The 17107-nt window shown below is 54.5% G+C and carries 12 protein-coding genes; 4 read left to right on the top strand and 8 right to left on the bottom strand.

Features of this window, described 5'->3' with window-relative positions; translation table 11 throughout:
* Window positions 1-1461: an aminotransferase-like domain-containing protein gene (locus BLW37_RS01970; protein ID WP_245785574.1), complete on the bottom strand. Its 1461-nt coding sequence runs from the start codon at window positions 1459-1461 to the stop codon at window positions 1-3.
* A gap of 80 nt (window positions 1462-1541) precedes the next feature.
* On the opposite strand from BLW37_RS01970, the gene BLW37_RS01975 reads away from it, so the two are divergent.
* From BLW37_RS01975 to BLW37_RS01990, 4 genes are all read left to right on the top strand, one after another.
* Window positions 1542-2471, top strand: coding sequence for a DMT family transporter (locus tag BLW37_RS01975; RefSeq protein WP_091338647.1), 930 nt, complete (start codon window positions 1542-1544; stop codon window positions 2469-2471).
* A gap of 96 nt (window positions 2472-2567) precedes the next feature.
* The gene (locus BLW37_RS01980; RefSeq protein ID WP_091338649.1) at window positions 2568-3281 is read left to right on the top strand and encodes a TetR/AcrR family transcriptional regulator; all 714 of its coding nucleotides are present in this window, start codon (window positions 2568-2570) and stop codon (window positions 3279-3281) included.
* Between the two features lie 78 nt (window positions 3282-3359).
* A complete protein-coding gene (locus BLW37_RS01985; protein ID WP_091338652.1) occupies window positions 3360-4478 on the top strand; it encodes an efflux RND transporter periplasmic adaptor subunit in 1119 nt (372 codons plus the stop codon).
* Window positions 4479-4489: 11 nt separating this feature from the next.
* The gene (locus BLW37_RS01990; RefSeq protein WP_091338655.1) at window positions 4490-7567 is read left to right on the top strand and encodes an efflux RND transporter permease subunit; all 3078 of its coding nucleotides are present in this window, start codon (window positions 4490-4492) and stop codon (window positions 7565-7567) included.
* A gap of 83 nt (window positions 7568-7650) precedes the next feature.
* Here BLW37_RS01990 and BLW37_RS01995 read toward each other — a convergent pair whose 3' ends face one another.
* The 7 genes from BLW37_RS01995 to BLW37_RS02025 form a co-directional block, all read right to left on the bottom strand.
* Entirely contained in the window at window positions 7651-8451 is an 801-nt protein-coding gene (locus BLW37_RS01995) for a MurR/RpiR family transcriptional regulator (protein ID WP_245785575.1), read from the bottom strand.
* 114 nt (window positions 8452-8565) lie between these two features.
* Window positions 8566-9819, bottom strand: a complete 1254-nt coding sequence (gene lysA, locus BLW37_RS02000) for a diaminopimelate decarboxylase (protein ID WP_091338662.1) — start codon at window positions 9817-9819, stop codon at window positions 8566-8568.
* A gap of 98 nt (window positions 9820-9917) precedes the next feature.
* Complete coding sequence (gene murQ / locus BLW37_RS02005; protein ID WP_091338665.1) at window positions 9918-10886, bottom strand: N-acetylmuramic acid 6-phosphate etherase; 969 nt, start codon at window positions 10884-10886, stop codon at window positions 9918-9920.
* Window positions 10883-11776 carry a glucosamine kinase nucleotide-binding domain-containing protein gene (locus BLW37_RS02010; protein WP_171907520.1) on the bottom strand — a complete coding sequence of 298 codons (894 nt, stop codon included), beginning with the start codon at window positions 11774-11776 and terminating at the stop codon, window positions 10883-10885. Before BLW37_RS02010 ends, murQ begins: the two co-directional genes overlap by 4 nt.
* Window positions 11773-13368, bottom strand: coding sequence for a sodium:solute symporter (locus BLW37_RS02015; protein ID WP_091338670.1), 1596 nt, complete (start codon window positions 13366-13368; stop codon window positions 11773-11775). Before BLW37_RS02015 ends, BLW37_RS02010 begins: the two co-directional genes overlap by 4 nt.
* 60 nt (window positions 13369-13428) lie before the next feature.
* On the bottom strand, window positions 13429-15066 hold the full coding sequence (pbp4b, locus tag BLW37_RS02020; RefSeq protein ID WP_091338673.1) for a penicillin binding protein PBP4B: 1638 nt from the start codon (window positions 15064-15066) through the stop codon (window positions 13429-13431).
* Complete coding sequence (locus BLW37_RS02025) at window positions 15063-16964, bottom strand: glycoside hydrolase family 3 protein (protein WP_171907521.1); 1902 nt, start codon at window positions 16962-16964, stop codon at window positions 15063-15065. Before BLW37_RS02025 ends, pbp4b begins: the two co-directional genes overlap by 4 nt.
* Between the last annotated feature and the right edge of the window lie 143 nt (window positions 16965-17107).

The following is a 17107-nucleotide window of genomic DNA, read 5'->3' on the forward strand; positions in this document are numbered from 1 at the left end:
TCAGGCTTGCCGCGCCAGTATACCAAGTTTTTGCATCGCCCGCTCCAGCTCCGGCTGCCAGCGCACACCAAAACTCAGCCGGAAGCAATTGCAAAACTTTTGCGAAGGCGAGAATAAGGTGCCTGGCGCTATGCTGATGCCCTGCTGCAAGGCCTGCTGAAACAAGCGACTGCAATCCGCCTGCTTAGCCAGCTCTACCCAGAGCACAGCGCCCCCCTGCGGATTGCTGACCTTGGTCCCTTCAGGAAAATACTGCTGCACCAGCGCCATCATCCGCTCTTTATTCAGTTTAAGTACCTGCCGTAGTTTTTTCAGGTTTCGATCGTAATCACCACTGGCAATAAACTCAGACATGGTCCACTGGTTGAGCAAGGAGGAGGCAAAGGACAGCGCCCGCTTTAAGCGCCATACTTCAGTGCCAAAACGCCCCGGTAGCAACCAGCCAACCCGGTAACTGGGCGCCACGGTTTTGGAAAACGAGCTGCAGGTCAGCACCAGCCCCTTGCGGCTAAAACACTGCGCCGGCCGGCCGCGGGCAGCGCCAAAATAGAGCTCACCATAGACATCGTCTTCAATCAGCGGAATGCCGCGCTGCTCCAGCATTAGCACCAGTGCTTCGCGCTGAGCATCTGGCATAAAAGATCCCATCGGATTGCTAATGGACGATGAAAAGACACAGGCACGGATAGGCTGATGCGCCAGCGCATGCTGTAAATCATCCAGCCAGATGCCATCGTCCGGACAAACCGGAATTTCCACTGCCATCATGCCCAGGGTTTCAATCAACTCCAGCACGCCAAAGTAAGTCGGCGACTCCACCGCGATCACATCCCCTGCTTTGGCTACAGCCTGCAAAGCGATGGCCAGCGCTTCCTGGCCGCCATTGGTGATGATCAGCTCATCCGGTTGCAAGGACAAGCCAACATCCAGATAACGAAAAGCCAGTTGACGCTTGAGCGGCGCAAAACCATCGATAGGGCCATAATGCATCACCTGCTGACCGGCCAGGGTTGTGACCCGGCGCATGGTGCGCAGCAAGGCTTTTTCTGAGGGCTGCGCCATACTGGGCTGGGCAATACCCAGCGGCAAAATGCCCGGTTGATGCACCGCCTGATAAAACTGCTCCAGCAAACTTTGCTGGCGCACCGGCACCGGCTCACTGCTCAGTGGCAAGCGGGCGGGCCGACACGTCGGCCGGTTTTCTGCCTTTAGGTAATAGCCCGAGCGGTCCCTTGCTTCAACCATACCCAGCCGCTCCAGCTCCTCATAGCCCTGGCGTACCGTTGGGATGCTGATGCCAAGCTGCTGACTGAGTTGACGTAAGGAGGGTAAACGGTCACCGACCCGCAGCAACTGTTGCTGCTGCAACTGCCGCACCAGCCGCACCACCTGCTGGTACAAAAACTCCGTTTGATCACGCTGAATCGCCAGGTTCATCATCACCTCAACTGTATAGGTCATATTTCTTTTTTTCTGTACATGGTGAGTATACAGAAATTCGCTACCATACAAAGGCCTGCTTAGCCCGCTTCGGAGATTTTATGCAAACCGCTTTGCTGTACTTGCTCACTGTACTGATCTGGGGATCCACCTGGTTTGCCATTGAATTCCAATTGGGTGAGGTAGCGGTTGAAGTATCCCTGGTCTATCGCTTTGGCCTGGCCGCACTCTTGCTCTGGCTGTGGTGTCTGTGGCGTAAGCTACCGATGCAAATGCCTGCACCCATGCACCTAAGTGTCGCCCTGATGGCGCTGCTGAACTTTGCCCTGAATTATTTCCTGTTGTATCAGGCCCAATTGCACCTGACCTCAGCAATGGCAGCCATTGCATTTTCAACCATGTTGTTGATGAACATCATCAATACCCGGCTGTTCTTTGGTCAGCCGATCGCCAAACGGATTTATGCTGGCGCTTTGCTTGGTATCGCCGGTATTGCCGTGCTGTTTGCGCCAGATTTAACCGAGTTGTCGCTGGCCAATACCAGCCTACTGGGTTTGCTGCTGGTCCTATCCGGCACTTTAAGTGCCTCATTTGGCAATATGCTCAGTGTACGCAACTCACGGCGTGGTCTGGCTATCTTGCCGATGAATGCCTGGGGCATGCTGTACGGTAGCCTGGCGCTGGCGGCCCTGGCGCTGCTAAACGGTAAAACCTTTACCATCAGCAGCGAGCCGACTTATTTGTGGTCACTGCTCTATCTATCGGTGTTTGGCTCGGTCATTGCTTTTGGCAGCTATTTTGCGCTGTTAAAACGAATGGGTCCGGAAAAAGCCAGTTACGTTATTGTGCTGTTCCCTTTAGTGGCTGTGGTGTTCAGTTCTTTGTTTGAAGGTTTCCAGTGGCAAGTGAGCACTGTGGTTGGTTTTTGTCTGGTGCTCACTGGCAATGCACTGGTACTCACTCCGTTTTACAAACTGAAACTGCTTTGGTTGCGCTTCAAGCCAGGCAAGCGCTTACCTGTCGTTACTTAGGGCTATACATAGTCTGTTACAAAGGTTCACAAAATGAATTCTTGATCGTTTTTTGAATCTGATTCAAAATATGTCACCTTTTCAAATGAGGTGGTTATGGGTACATCCGAACGCAAACAACGGGAACGGGAAGAGCGGGAGCAGCTGTTTCTCGATGCTGCTGAGCAATTGATTGCCGAAGAAGGCTTTCTTCAGCTGCAAATGGCCAAGCTGGCCAAAGCCTGTGATTACGCCACCGGCACCTTGTACCAGCATTTTACCTCGAAAGAGGATCTGCTGATGGCACTGATGGCCCGCCAATCTGCGCTGCACCTGGAACTGTTTGAGCGCATTGAGCAATGGCAAGCGCCCTCCCGCCAGCGCATTTTTGCCATTTGTGTGGCTGAGCAGGATTTCAACCAGCGCCAGGCCAATTACGTCAAGTTATCGCAGTACGTGATGACCGAAGCGGTGTGGGAAAACGCTTCCGAAGTCAGACGGCAGCAATTACTGCAGTGTGGTCAACCCATTTGCCGCATTGTCAGTGGCATCGTGCAACAAGCCATCGATGCCGGTGATCTGGATCCTCAGGGTGCCAGTACTATGGAGCTTGCTTATGGTACCTGGGCCTTGTGCCAGGGCAGTCATACGCTGGATCACACTCAAGGTCTGCTGGAAGCCTTCTCCATTCCTCGCGGACCTATGACCATGTACCGCAATATGAACCGGTTACTGAATGGCATGCAGTGGCTGCCGCTGCTGGATTTCAGTCAACCCAAAGTGCTGCAACAATTGGTGCAGCATATAGAACAGCATTTAGGGATTGCATAACAGCCTGGGAGTCTCCCCTGGCCCTGCATCGTTTTTTTTGAATCAGTTGGCTGCATGGCAGCCTATCAAGGAGTCATCATGTTTAAGCGCATGAGTCTGATGTTGCTTGCCGTGCTCATCGTCTTTGGCGGCATTTTTGGCTACAAAGCCATCGGCAATCACTTTATGAATCAGTTTTTCGACACTATGCCGATGCCAACCGCCAGCATTACTGCTGCCAAAGCAGAACCGGACCGTTGGGAAACCGCGATCAGCGCAGTGGGTAGCTTTGTTGCCAGGCAAGGTACTGAACTAACCAGCGAGACCAGCGGTATCGTACGGGAAATTTTGTTTGAAAGCGGTGCCGCTGTTGAACAAGGCCAGCTGCTGGTCAAACTGGATGACAGCATCGACCAGCCCGAGCTGGCCCGGTTGCAGGCCGCCGAGAAACTGGCACACATCGAGTTAAACCGCAACCAGCGCTTGTTTCAGGAGCGCAGCGTGTCCGAGCTGGATCTGCGTCGTCGTGAGAGCGAGGCCGAACAGGCAGCCGCTGCAGTTCGAATGCAGCAAGCCCGCATTGCGCAAAAAGAAATCCGTGCGCCTTTTAGTGGCATTCTTGGCATTCGCCGGGTGAACTTAGGCCAGATGCTATCACCAGGCTCGGCGGTGGTCTCACTGGAGGCACTGGATCCGGTCTATTTAAACTTCACCCTGCCAGAGCAGCGGCTGTCACAAATTCATGTAGGCCAGCAGGTCCGGGTGCGGGTCGATGCCCATCTGGAACAGGCGTTTGAAGGTGAAATCACCGCCATTGCACCTGGTGTTCGCCCTTCCAGCCGCAGTGTGGAAATCCAGGCCACACTACAAAACCCAGAGCACCAACTGCGCCCGGGCATGTTTGGCCGGGTCGAAGTGCTGACTGGTCAGGTGCAGGAGGTGTTGCTGGTGCCTCAGACGGCGATTCAGTTCAATACCTATGGCAATTCAGTCTTTGTGCTGCGCGAAGAGGACGGTCAGCTAAAAGCCTTCCAGCGCTTTGTGCAAACCGGCGAGACCCGCGGCGATTTAATCAATGTGTTGGGCGGTCTGGAGCCGGGCGATCAGGTGGCAACCTCTGGCCTGTTGAAGCTGCGCAACGGTGCGGCGGTCAAAGTCAGTGACAATGGCAATGCGCAACCAAGCGCAGAGCTGAACCCCCAACCGGCCAACCAATAAGGAATGTAAAGATGCGTTTTACCGACGTCTTTATCCGTAAGCCCGTACTGGCAACGGTGGTTAGTCTCTTTATTGTGCTGCTGGGGCTGCGTTCTTTGTTCGATATGAATGTGCGCCAGTTCCCGGAGATTAAAAATGCCGTGGTCACCGTATCTACCACCTACATTGGTGCCGATGCCGACCTGATCCAGGGCTTTATTACCAGTCCGCTGGAGCGGGAAATTGCTGCGGCAGAGGGCATTGATTACATTGTATCTACCTCTGTGGCTGGCATGAGCTCGATTGAAGCCTACCTGCGGCTGGATTACGATCCAAACGAAGCCCTGACCCAGATTGCCGCTCAGGTGAACAAGGTACGCTCCGAGCTGCCGGAAAATGCCCGGGATCCTGTGGTCAATCTGAAAGTCGACCAGGATGTAGCCGCCATGTACCTGTCGTTTTACAGCGAGGTGCTCGGCAATAACCAGATCACCGACTATCTGGTACGGGTGGTTGAACCTCAGCTGGCGACCATTCCCGGTGTGCAACGGGCAGAAATCCTCGGTGCCCGCACCTTTGCCATGCGGATCTGGCTGGATCCGAGCCGGATGGCCTCGCTGGGCGTGACCGGCAGTGATGTCACTCAGGCCCTGCGAAGCAATAATGTGCTGGCAGCGCTTGGCCGCACCAAAGGCCAGATGGTAGCGGTAGATTTAAATGCCGCCACCGATCTGCGCAGTGTCGAAGAATTTGAGCAACTGGTGGTTCGCACCGATCAGGATGCACTGGTGCGTTTAATGGACATTGCCGAAGTCGAGCTCGGTGCCGAAAGCTATGAGAGTTCAGTCAGTTTCAATGGCCTGGCCGCCACCTTTATGGGGATTGAGATTGCACCGGATGCCAATGCACTGGATGTGATTGCCGATGTGCGCCGCATTTGGGACAACGACATTATCCCACAGTTGCCGGAGGGGTTAAGTGCCGATATTCCGTACGACTCCACGGAGTACATTGAAAACGCCATCAACGAAGTGGTGGTGTCCATCGTGCTGGCACTGTTGATTGTGGTTCTGGTGATCTATGCCTTTTTAGGCTCGATGCGCAGTGTCATTATCCCAGCCATCGCGATTCCGGTGTCCCTGGTCGGTACCTTCTTTTTAATGTGGCTAATGGGCTTTTCCATCAATCTGCTGACCTTGCTGGCCATGGTGCTGGCCATTGGTATCGTGGTGGATGATGCCATCATTATGCTGGAGAACATTCACCGCTTTATGGAAGAAGGCAAGTCGCGGATAGAAGCGGCTATTTTGGGTGCCCGTCAGTTGGCCTGGCCCATCATTGCCATGTCCACTACCTTAGTGGCGGTCTTTATTCCGATTGGATTTGTCGGTGGGCTGACCGGTGTACTCTTTGTCGAGTTTGCCTTTACTCTGGCTGCCACGGTCATTTTATCCGGCGTAGTGGCGCTGACACTATCTCCTGTGATGTGTGCCTATATTTTAAAAGCCCACTCATCGGAAGCAGAAAAACCCCGATTGGAAGCCTGGCTGGATCGACGCTTTACCAGCTTACGTCACGGTTATCAAAAACAGCTGCATGGTGCTCTCAATTACCTGCCAGTGCTGCTGACCTTTGGCGCCATTGTGCTGGTGTCCTGTTACTTCTTGTTTGTCACCAGCCCATCTGAGCTGGAGCCAGCCGAGGATCAGGGCTTTGTGTTTTCAATTCTGTCGGCCGACAGCTATGCCACGCTGGATTATCTGGAGCGCAATACCAAGGAGCTAAACCGACTGCTGGATGATATTCCTGAACTGGAAAACGTATTTATCATCAATGGTATGGGTGGTACCAATACAGCCATTGCCGGCCTGGTACTCTCCCCCTGGGATCAGCGCAGCCGCAGCACGCAGCACATACTGGAAACACACATTCAGCCATTTCTGGACAAGCTGCCTGGCCTGAACAGCTTTGCCCTGGTGCCCCCATCCCTGCCCTCGCCAGGTGGTGGCCTGCCGGTGGAATTTGTCATTGGCTCCACCCAGCCGTTTGAAGCCCTGCAGGAAGTAGCACAACAGGTGATGGGCCGTGCCATGGCCAGTGGTCGCTTTATCTTTGTCGACAACGATCTGAAGATCGACCGGCCACGCCAGACCGTGCATGTGGATCGCGATAAGGCTGCCCTGATGGGTGTCAGTATGCAACAAATCGCCGCAGATTTAGGCAGCATGCTGGCCGGCGCCGATGCCGGACGCTTTGCACTGGATAACCGCTCCTACCGGGTGATCCCACAGGTCGAACGGGTTGAACGTTTAAACCCGGAGCAGCTGAAAAACTACTACACCCGCAACCGGGATGGCGAGCTGGTGCCTCTGTCTACCTTGATCACGCTGGAAGAAAGCGTGCAACCACAAGCACTGAAAGGCTTTCAGCAGCTGAACGCAGTGAAGATTTCTGGCCTGCCCCGCCCTGGTGTGCCTTTGGGCGAAGCCTTAGCCGTGCTGGAAGACATTGCCGCCGAGGTGCTGCCAGCCGGTTATACCGTGGATTACGCCGGTCAGTCACGCCAGTACAAAGCCGAAGGTCAGCAACTGGTGATCACCTTCTTCTTTGCTTTGATTGTGATCTTCCTGGTGCTGGCCGCCCAGTTTGAGTCCTTTAAAAATGCGGTGATCATTTTGGTGACGGTACCGATGAGTGTGTGCGGTGCCTTGATCTTTATCAGCCTCGGCTTTACCAGTCTGAATATTTATACCCAGGTCGGTTTGCTTACGCTGGTGGGTCTGATCGCCAAGCACGGTATCTTGATTGTGGAGTTTGCCAATCAGCTGCAACAGGAAGGGCGAAGCAAACGTGAAGCCATTGAAGAAGCGACCGCGGTGCGTCTGCGGCCTATTCTGATGACCACTGCCGCCACCGTACTGGCCATGATCCCACTGCTTATTGCCAGTGGTGCTGGTGCCGCTTCGCGCTATGCCATGGGGCTGGTGATTGCCAGTGGTATGACCATAGGCACGGCTTTCACCTTGTTTGTGGTACCAGCCATGTACTTGTTATTGGCGCGGGATCTAAGCACCGATCCGGATCACAGTGAGACCGTAACAGCAAGTTAAGCGTTAATTTTGGCCGGGGTTTTGCCCGGTTTTGCCCACACCAGCGACCTGTTCGCTGGTTTTTTTATCTTGAAATCATGAGATTAACGACGAGCCAGTTGCTGCATCAACCGTTGGCTGTGCTCCAGCACCTTGGCATTGGCTGTCGTTTTACTAAGCTGCAGATACAGCAGGTGGCACACATGTTGAGCACCAAGCTGCTCCAACAGTGGATCAAGTCGCGGGCTGCTGTCGCCAGCAAGCACATACAAAGGGGTTTGCACCAATAGGCTTAAAGGGTTGGTTTTGAAAGCAGTCAACGATATCAGCTGGACTTTCTGCGACTTCAGTCCGCGCGCCAGTCGCAACACATCCTGATTTTCACCGCTTTGCGAGATGGCAAAAAGCACACTCCGCTCAGACAGTTGAGCACTGTATTGCATTTGCACTGCAGGGTCCGGATGATAGCAAACGGTTTTACCCAGTTGCTGCAATCGAAAAGCAAAGTCAGCAGCTACCAAGCCGGAGCCGCCAAACCCTACCAATAAAATTTTATCTGCACTATCGAGCAGTTGCGTTGCCCGCGTTAGCGTTTTTTGTTCGTTGATTTCCAGCAAAGTACGGTAACTGGCCTGCAGTTGCAGCTGGAACTGCTCTACTTCAGCTAAGGGTGCTTTCTTTTGGTCACTACTCTCTTCCCGGCTCAAACTGGATTGCGCGACCAAAGCTTCGCTGACCGCCAGCTTGAAATCCGGATAGCCTTTGTAACCAACTTTCTGGCAAAACTTCACTACGCTGGATTGACTCACGCCCACAGCATCCGCCAATTGCTGCGATGAGTAGTCACGAAGTAAATGCGAGTTATCCAGAATAAAGTCAGCAAGTTTGCGTTCAATGGCAGACATCTGGTCTTGCAAACCTCTGATTTTCAGTAGACACACCATATTGTTTTTGTACTCGTGTTAAGCCAGGGCCAGCAGCGCTACTATAACCTGAACAGCCAGCTCCGGTAAACAATGTTAAAAATCTGGCATCTGATCCCAACTCAGCTGCTCCTCAATCTCAATACGACGACGCACCAACGCCGACTGCTGGCCGGATACCAGCACTTCAGGCACCAATGCCCTGGTGTTGTAGCACGATGCCATCACGGCGCCATAAGCCCCGGCCTGACCTATCGCTACCGCCTCACCCGGTGCAAGCTCAGGCAACGTTTGCCCCATACTGAAGGTATCACCGGTTTCACACACCGGGCCGACCACATCATAGCGTTGGCTGGCACGCTCTGGGTGGAGTTGCACCGGCCAGATAGCATGCACAGCACCGTACATGGCAGGACGCAGCAAATCATTCATCGCCGCATCCAGAATCAAAAAAGTTTTGCCAGGCCCTTGCTTGACATATTCTACCTGGCACAACAGCACACCAGCAGTGGCTGCCAGTGAACGTCCTGGCTCTAAAATCAGCCGGCAGCCTTTATTGGCAAAATGCTGCCGTACCAGCGCCATGTAATCGTCAATCGAAACCGCTTGCCGGGCATCCGGGTACAAAATGCCAAGACCTCCGCCAAGATCAATGGTATCGATGGTATGACCTAGCGCTTGCAAACGTTCCACTAATTCCAGCATACGCTGAAATGCAGCCTGGTAAGGCGCTAAGTCGGTAATTTGCGAGCCGATATGCATATCGACGCCCTGAATACGGATCCCCGGCAACTCTGCCGCCAGCGCATACACTTGCTCCACCTGCTGCCAACTGATACCAAATTTATTTTCAGCTTTGCCGGTGGCAATTTTTTCGTGAGTACCGGCATCGACATCCGGATTGACCCGGATAGCAATCGCAGCCTCCAGGCCAAGGGCTGTCGCCACCTCACTTAACCGCTGCAGCTCGGGGATGGACTCGACATTAAATTGCAAAATCCCGGCTTTCAGTGCCAGCGCCATATCAGTCTTGGTTTTACCAACCCCGGAGTAGACAATACGATTGGCAGCAAAACCGGCGGCCAATGCCCGTTGCAACTCACCCACTGAGACCACATCAGCGCCGGCACCCGCGGCGGCAAACAACTGCAATACGGCCAGATTGGAGTTGGCTTTGACGGCAAAGCAAATCAGCGCATCCAAACCGGTTGCTGCTTGCTGATAGGCCTGCAAATTGGTCAGTAGCTGGGCTTTGGAATACACATAACAGGGGGAACCGTATTGCTGCAACAAATCCTGAGCAGACAGCTGCTCGATATGCAGCTGTTGCTGCTGGTAGCCAATGGCCATGGAGGGACTCCTGAACGGGCAGAATTATTTATTCTAGATAATAGCTGTATAGAATAAATTATTCCACCCTAGTGCAGGGGTAATCGATTGTTTTTTAGTTATGGCATCAGGTTGGCGTCTTGCTGATGCTGAGTCAGCGCCTGGCGCAAAAAGCCGGCTTGCTGTGCCAACAAAGCGGCCGCGTCTGATTTGGCTAAACCGGTCAAAATCCGCAGTATCGCCAGCTTGGCATTGTAATCGGACTCACGCAGCATTTGTTTGGCCTGCTCATGGCTGCAGCCCGTGGCTTCAGCTACAATGCGCGCAGCCCGTACCAATAGCTTTTGATTGCTGGCATGCAAATCCACCATCAGATTTTGATAGACCTTACCACTTCGCACCATACTGGCGGTTGATAACATATTTAGCAGCAGCTTTTGGGCGGTGCCGGACTTCATCCGGGTCGAGCCAGTTAATACCTCAGGGCCTACCGCAGCGCACAAGGGGATATCAGCCGCCTCAAGCACCGCCGTATCGGGGTTGCAGCTGATGCCAATGATGGTAGCACCCAGCGCTTGCCCCTGCTGCATGGCAGCCACCACATAGGGGGTACGGCCGCTGGCAGCTATCCCTACCAGTACGTCTTTGGAAGATAAAGCGATCGCCTTTACATCGGCTACGCCCTGAGCAGCATCATCTTCAGCCCCTTCCACCGCTTGCAAAATAGCAGCTGGACCGCCGGCAATCAGTGCCTGCACCTGCTGTGGCGGGGTACTGAAGGTGGGCGGACATTCGGCCGCATCCAAAATGCCTAAGCGACCACTGGTGCCGGCACCGATGTAGATCAGTCGGCCGCCAGCAGCAAAGGCAGCGACGATGGCATCAACCGCTTCAGCCACTTGCGGCAGGATCCCGGCGATGACCTGGGCGACCTGCTGATCGGCCTGATTGATGCGTTGCAACAATGCCAGGGTATCCAGCTGATCCAGATCCATGCTGTCCGGGTTGCGGCTTTCCGATAAAAAGCTGCCCAGCTGTTGCAGTAATTGCTGTTCCTGCTGGCTATCCAGCTCTGGTTGCTTGCTCATAGCCGGGGCTCCGTTTTTTCCAGCTCACCACTGCGCCATTTTTTCGCCAGCAACAAGGCGCCATCCACCGAGGTGCCTGCCGCTGGAATGATGTGCTGGCGTATTCGCGCAGGCAGGTGTGGTATGGTCCCTTCTGCCAGTCCCCCCAGAATGACGATGGGTAAGCGCACCTCCAGGCAAGTCAGGTCGATCAGCTCCACCACGTCCTTCAGGTAACGGGCAAACACCTTGGCGGCTTGCGGGCAGTTCGCTGCCAGCGGCAGCACCAGTGGCGCCAGCCTGGAAAAGTCATTGACCGCGGCATGCTTGAGCCAGCCCAGGATGTTGGCCGGATCGGTGCCGATCACAGCGGTCACTGCTTTGGCGAGTGCAGAAGCAAAACCGCGGCTGCGGTCAAACTCATCCAGCACTTCGCGTACCGCCATTTTGCCTAAGATAGCGCCACTGCCTTCATCACCAATATTAAAACCCCAGCCGCCAAACTGCCGTTCTTCCCCGTTGGGTTCAAGCCGCATGCCGACCGAGCCGGTTCCAAGCGCTACCACCGCCACCGGCTGGCCATTGTTGGCGCCCCAGACCGAGGTTTTTGCATCAGTGGTGATCCAAAGCTGCGGGCATAGCTCTGCCAAGTGCAGCTCCAGCGATTTTCGCAGTTGCAAGTTGCCAGCCCCGGGCACCCCGGCCACCACAGTGACCTGATCCCCAGTACAGCGCGCCTGCTCAAACAGATTGCTGATCAGCTGATACAGGGTTGCGGCTGCATTGTTGTAGTCGTTGGTCAGCGAGGCTGAGCCCATTTTTAGTTGCCAACTGCGGCCAGACGCCAGATGCAGCAATCGGCCGAGGGTTTTTGTGCCACCGGCATCAATACCAAGTATAAAATCCGTCACGCTGCATCTCCTGTTGCTGCGGCTGATAACAAAGACTGCTGTGCTTTTGGCCTTCCCAAACAGCAGACAGCAAAGGCTAATAAAGTACCCAGACAAAGCTGCCAGGTAAAGCCCAGATCCCACTCAGCCAGGCTGGGGCCAAACCATTGCAGCACATAGGGCTGAAAAAACAGCGGCACTAAGAAACCACAAACCAGCGCCGCAGCCACACTTTGGGCATTACCGCGACGGGTGAACAACACGGTAAAATAAACGCCCAGTAAGCCGCTGTAAGAGAACACCATTACACTTAGGGCAAAAGCCAGCAATGGCATATCACTAAACTGCTGCCAGTAAAAACACAGCACCGCCATCGCCGACAGTGCCGTTGCTGTCAGCAGCATGCCAAACTGGCCGGCGCGCACAAAGTGTCGCTCAGAGCTTTCTGGCTGGTGCCGCAGCCGCCAGGGCCGGTACAGATCTTCCACCAATACCGAGGACATCGAGTTCAGGCCAGAGGTCATGGTGGAAAGCGCCGCAGCCACTACCCCGACAGTGACCAAACCGCGCAAACCAGCCGGCATTTCATTGAGTACAAAGTACATAAAAACCGTGACGGTTTCACCGGCAAAACTACTGGCCAACGGAGCACCGCCTTGCTGCATCAGATCGGGTCGCAGATAAAAGATATAGAGCAACATGCCGATGGCAATAAACAACAGCATCACCGGAATAATTAGCACCACCGATAACAGCATGGCTCTGGCGCCCTCTTTGGCAGTTTTACAGGTCAGCACCCGCTGGGTCATGTCCTGATCCAGCCCAAAAGCCGCAATGTTCAACAACACAAAGCCGGTAATGGCCGACCAAAAGGTAAAAACCCCGGAGGCACCAAAATCCAGCGAAAAATCCAGCAACTGCAACTTGGAACCAGCGCCATCGAGCGGCTGCCTGAGCGCCGCTACCATGGCAGCAGGTTCGGCCGGGATCAGCCACAGCAGGTAGATCAATACGGCCAGCGCCGCCAGCACATAGACAGCACACTGAAACGCATCGGTGTAAATCACCGAACGAATGCCACCCACCACCGAATAGGCCAGGGCGCCAAAGGCCAACAAGACAATGGACAACACCACGCTGCTGGCTTCAATGTTATGAAAAATCACCATCGACACCGCAATCGCTGCCATGTAGAGGCGGGCCCCACTGGCAAAGACCCGGCCAAACAAATACATGCTGCCAGCCTGGCGCTTGGCGCTGCCACCAAAGCGTTGCTGCAGTAAGCCATAGACGGTGCTCACCCTGGCCTGATAATAGCGCGGGATCAAGTAGATGATCACCACGAAAGCCGCAAGAAAGGCACCGATATTGGTGGCCAGATAGGTCAGATCGCCACGAAAGCCCTGATCCGGCCCACCCAAAAAGGTAGCCGCCGACTGGGAAGTCGCCATTACCGAAATAGCCACCGCCCACATCGGCATCTGATTACCACCAAGAAAGTAATCACGGGCATTGCCGGCGCGGCGCTGACTTAATACCCAGCCCATGGCAGCCAGCAGAACAAAGTAGCCGGCAAACACCAGCCAGTCTAGCGCTGTCAATTTTATATCCATCGGTTGTCCTTTTGTGCTGCGCGCTCTGTTGCGCCATGCTTCGTGTGCTGCATGGTGTGGCTATAACCCCAGCATGGCCTGATACACCAGGCTCATCACGCTGCCATACATGCCGGTTTGGAATCGATCACCGCTAAAATAGTAGCCGCTGCCATCCCGCTGGATCGGTGAATGCTTTTTGTTGGTTAACAGCACCACCAGCAAATCGTACTGGGGATCGATCAGCGTGGCAGTGCCTGTCCAGCCGGTATGACCAAAAGCATATCGACTGGCATAAGGGCCAAAATGCCAGTCCAGATCGCCACCAACCGCCGTGCGCCAGCCGAGGCCAAAACGATGATCCCGGCTCGATGGCCGCACAAACTGCTGGATCACCGGCTGGCTAAACACCGGCAGATCGCCATAACCACCATGTTGTGCCAGCATCATCAGCACGGCCAGCTCGCGGGCTGTGCTGAATAAACCGGCATGGCCAGCCACCCCAGCCAACGAGTAAAAGGCTTTTTCATCATGCACTTCACCGCGCAGTACGCCCCGTCGCATCGCCGGAAACTGCTGGCGTAAGCCCCCTCTGGTGTTGCCATCCAGTTCAGTAGCTGCAATCCGACTGGCCGAAATGCCTTTTTGCAACGGATTGAACATCGTACTGCCTAAGCCCAGCGGCTGGTACAGTTGTTGCTCAAGGTAGCTGTCCAGCGCCATGTCAGCCACCCGTTCTACCAGAGCCCCCAGCAGCATAAAACCGGTATCGCTGTAGACAGCGCTTTGGCCTCGTGGCCGCTCAAAAGGCACCTTTTCTATCAACAACTGCTTAGTACGCGCAGGCTCTATCGAATAAAAAGCAGCCCCTAAACGGTTATCAGGCCGGAAGAAATGCAACTCCGGGCCATAGCCAGCCGTGTGATCCAGCAGATCCCGCACCAGCCGCAGCTCACGACCATCCCCCTGATACTCCGGCAGGTACTGCACAATTGGTGCATTGATATCCAGCAGGCCATCGCTGACCAGCTTCATCACCGCATAAACGGTTGCGTACATCTTGCTGTTGGAAGCAATATCAAACAGCGTATCGGTTTGCATCAGCTCGGGCTCTGCCAGGGGCTGTCCGGCACTGTCGTAGCGCTTGGCATAGCCATAGGCCGTTTCTTTAATCACCCGGCCGTTTTTGGCAATGAGCAGCACCGCCCCCGGAAAACCAGCCGCAACTTCCTGCTCAATCAGTGCATCCAGTTCAGCCAGCCGCTTTGCTGAGAATCCGGCTTCGTCGGCAGAACCCTCTACCAAGCTTGGGTAATCAAAACGCAAACGAATAGCGGCCCCAGACGGCTCGACAGCTGCGACATGCAATTGATTCAGCCCATCGCGGGTGTACTCGGCCAGTGACAGTATCATCGGCTGCTTCGATAGCTCAGCGGGCAAAGCCAGCTCACGACCATTGATCTCAATGCGAGCCGCCGTAGCTTGCTGCAAATCCAGCCAGAGTGCACCCTGGCCCTGATAGCTGTAAAAAATTCGCTGGTCATTGACCAAAGTACGCTGACTGCGCTGCTCTGGCAGCTCGACACTTAGCTGAGCCGGTTCACGTACCCGGATATCCCAGTCGCTGCTGGCCATCGCAGGCCAGACGATGGCCGCCAATGACAGCGCTAGCAACCCAAGCCTAACTAATTGCTTAGCCCGCTGATCAGAGTCAGTCATTCACGCGCCTCCCTGACTACCAAGTCTGGCACAGTCAGTCGAACCGGCAACTCCCCATGCATGGGGGTATGCCCCAGTAAGGCTTCGGCAACTGCCTGATAGGTGGGTCCATACAAGAGACCAGACCCATGCTGTTCAATGCCATGATGGTAGGCCAGCATACTGATATCACTAAAGGGCATTAAAGGGATAAGCTCATAGGGCGTTCCAAAGCCCAGCAGGATTACCTTTGTGTCAGCGTGCTTGGCCGCCTGCAGCACCTGTGCACTGGCTTGCATCGCAGCAGCATAACTCATTGCAGGGCGCTGCTGGCTGGCTGCATCGGCCATACCGCCCAAGTCAACCAAGCTGGCCAGCCGCTGCCAACCAGCATGGATCACCAAATCAGCCTGCTGACTTAGCTGCAGTGCCTGCTCCGGTTGCCAGTCATCAAAGCTGGATTCTGTCCAACGCAACTGCTCTTTGGCCTGCTCTGGCCAATGCTGGCTCAGAGACTGCCTGAGCATCCGCGCCTGCAACGGAGTAGCGGCCAGTAGATGGATGTGTGACAACTGCTCAGTTACTAAAGGCAGCATGCCAGGCTCTGCATGCAGCAGCGTCAGTGCCTGCCGGGCCAACTCCTGTTCTAACTCCCTATGACGCGGTTGACCAAGCTGCTGACTTGCCGCCTGATACAAGGCACTGCGATCAACAACAGGCTGGGTGTTTGCCAGCCAGCGCTGTTTTACGCTGCGGATGCGCTGCCAGGACGTTTCCAGTTCGGCGGCACTGAGCTCTCCTTGTCGCACCGCACTCGCCAGCTCAGCAATCAAGGCTTTGAACGCCACCAGATCTTCTGGCCGCCTGATCGGATAGGGCATCAAAGCAATATCAGCTCCGGCAGCAAAGGTTTCTTGCACTGCCTGGATGGGCGTAAAATAGTGACTGATGGCTGCCATATCCAGCGCATCGGTAATCACCAGACCTTCAAACCCCATCTGCTGGCGCAATAAATCCGTCAGAATTGCGCGCGACATAGTAGCAGGTCGTATCATGCTCTGCCCTGCTGTACTGAAGATGGTACTGGCATCCAGCGCCGGATACTGAATGTGCGCTGTCATAATCATCGGTACTTCGGTGTGCTCTATGGCCCACTGAAAAGGTGCTAAATCCAGTTGCTCAATGTGAGCATGTGTATGGCTCACCAACGGCAAAGCCAGATGACTGTCGAGATAGGTATCCCCGTGACCAGGGAAGTGCTTCAGCGTGCCCAACACGCCTTGCTGTTGCATACTGCTAAGCAGCGCAACTGATAACTCAGCCACGGGCTGAGGGTGCTCACCAAAAGCACGCACATTGATCACCGGATTGGCCGGATTGCTATTCACATCCACCACAGGGGCATGGTTGGTATTGATGCCCAGCACTGCCAGTTCTTTGCCAAGCACCGTCCCGACTTGTTCGGCATAAAACACACCATGCCGCGCATAGGTCGCCCCTATCGCCATGTTGCCGGAAAAACCGGTACTAAAACTACGCGGGGTACGAAATACCCGGCCGCCTTCCTGATCTACCGATATAAAAAGCGGTTGACCAACCGGGGAATTCATAGCGGCTTGCTGCAAGTCCTGCGTCAGATCGATGATCTGCTCTGGCGTTTGCAGATTCTCGGCAAATAAAATGACCCCACCCAGACCAGTATCGCGAATCAGTTGCCGGAGCTCATCCGGTAAACGGGTCACTGGCTGACGACAGGCTTCTTCGCCTGGCTGGGGGCAAAAATAGCGCACATCAATCATCAGCTTCTGAGCGATTTTTTGCTCCAGCGAAAGTTCAGTTTGCACAGCAGTCAATCCCAGATAAAGGCCAATACCAGCTATAGTAGCAATCCAGCCAAAATGCAGTACACGTTTTTTCATCAGCAACCTGATAGTGCAGAAATTTTCAGCACACCATAACAAAGCCTTTCGGTTTCCACAACGGCCATTATTCCAAAAAGAATAGTGTAAATTGAATTTTTTATTCCTAATGAATCCTTCTTTTAGTGAGATTCTATCTGACA

Origin of the sequence: Alkalimonas amylolytica (assembly GCF_900107845.1) — a bacterium.
Taxonomy (GTDB): domain Bacteria; phylum Pseudomonadota; class Gammaproteobacteria; order Enterobacterales; family Alteromonadaceae; genus Alkalimonas; species Alkalimonas amylolytica.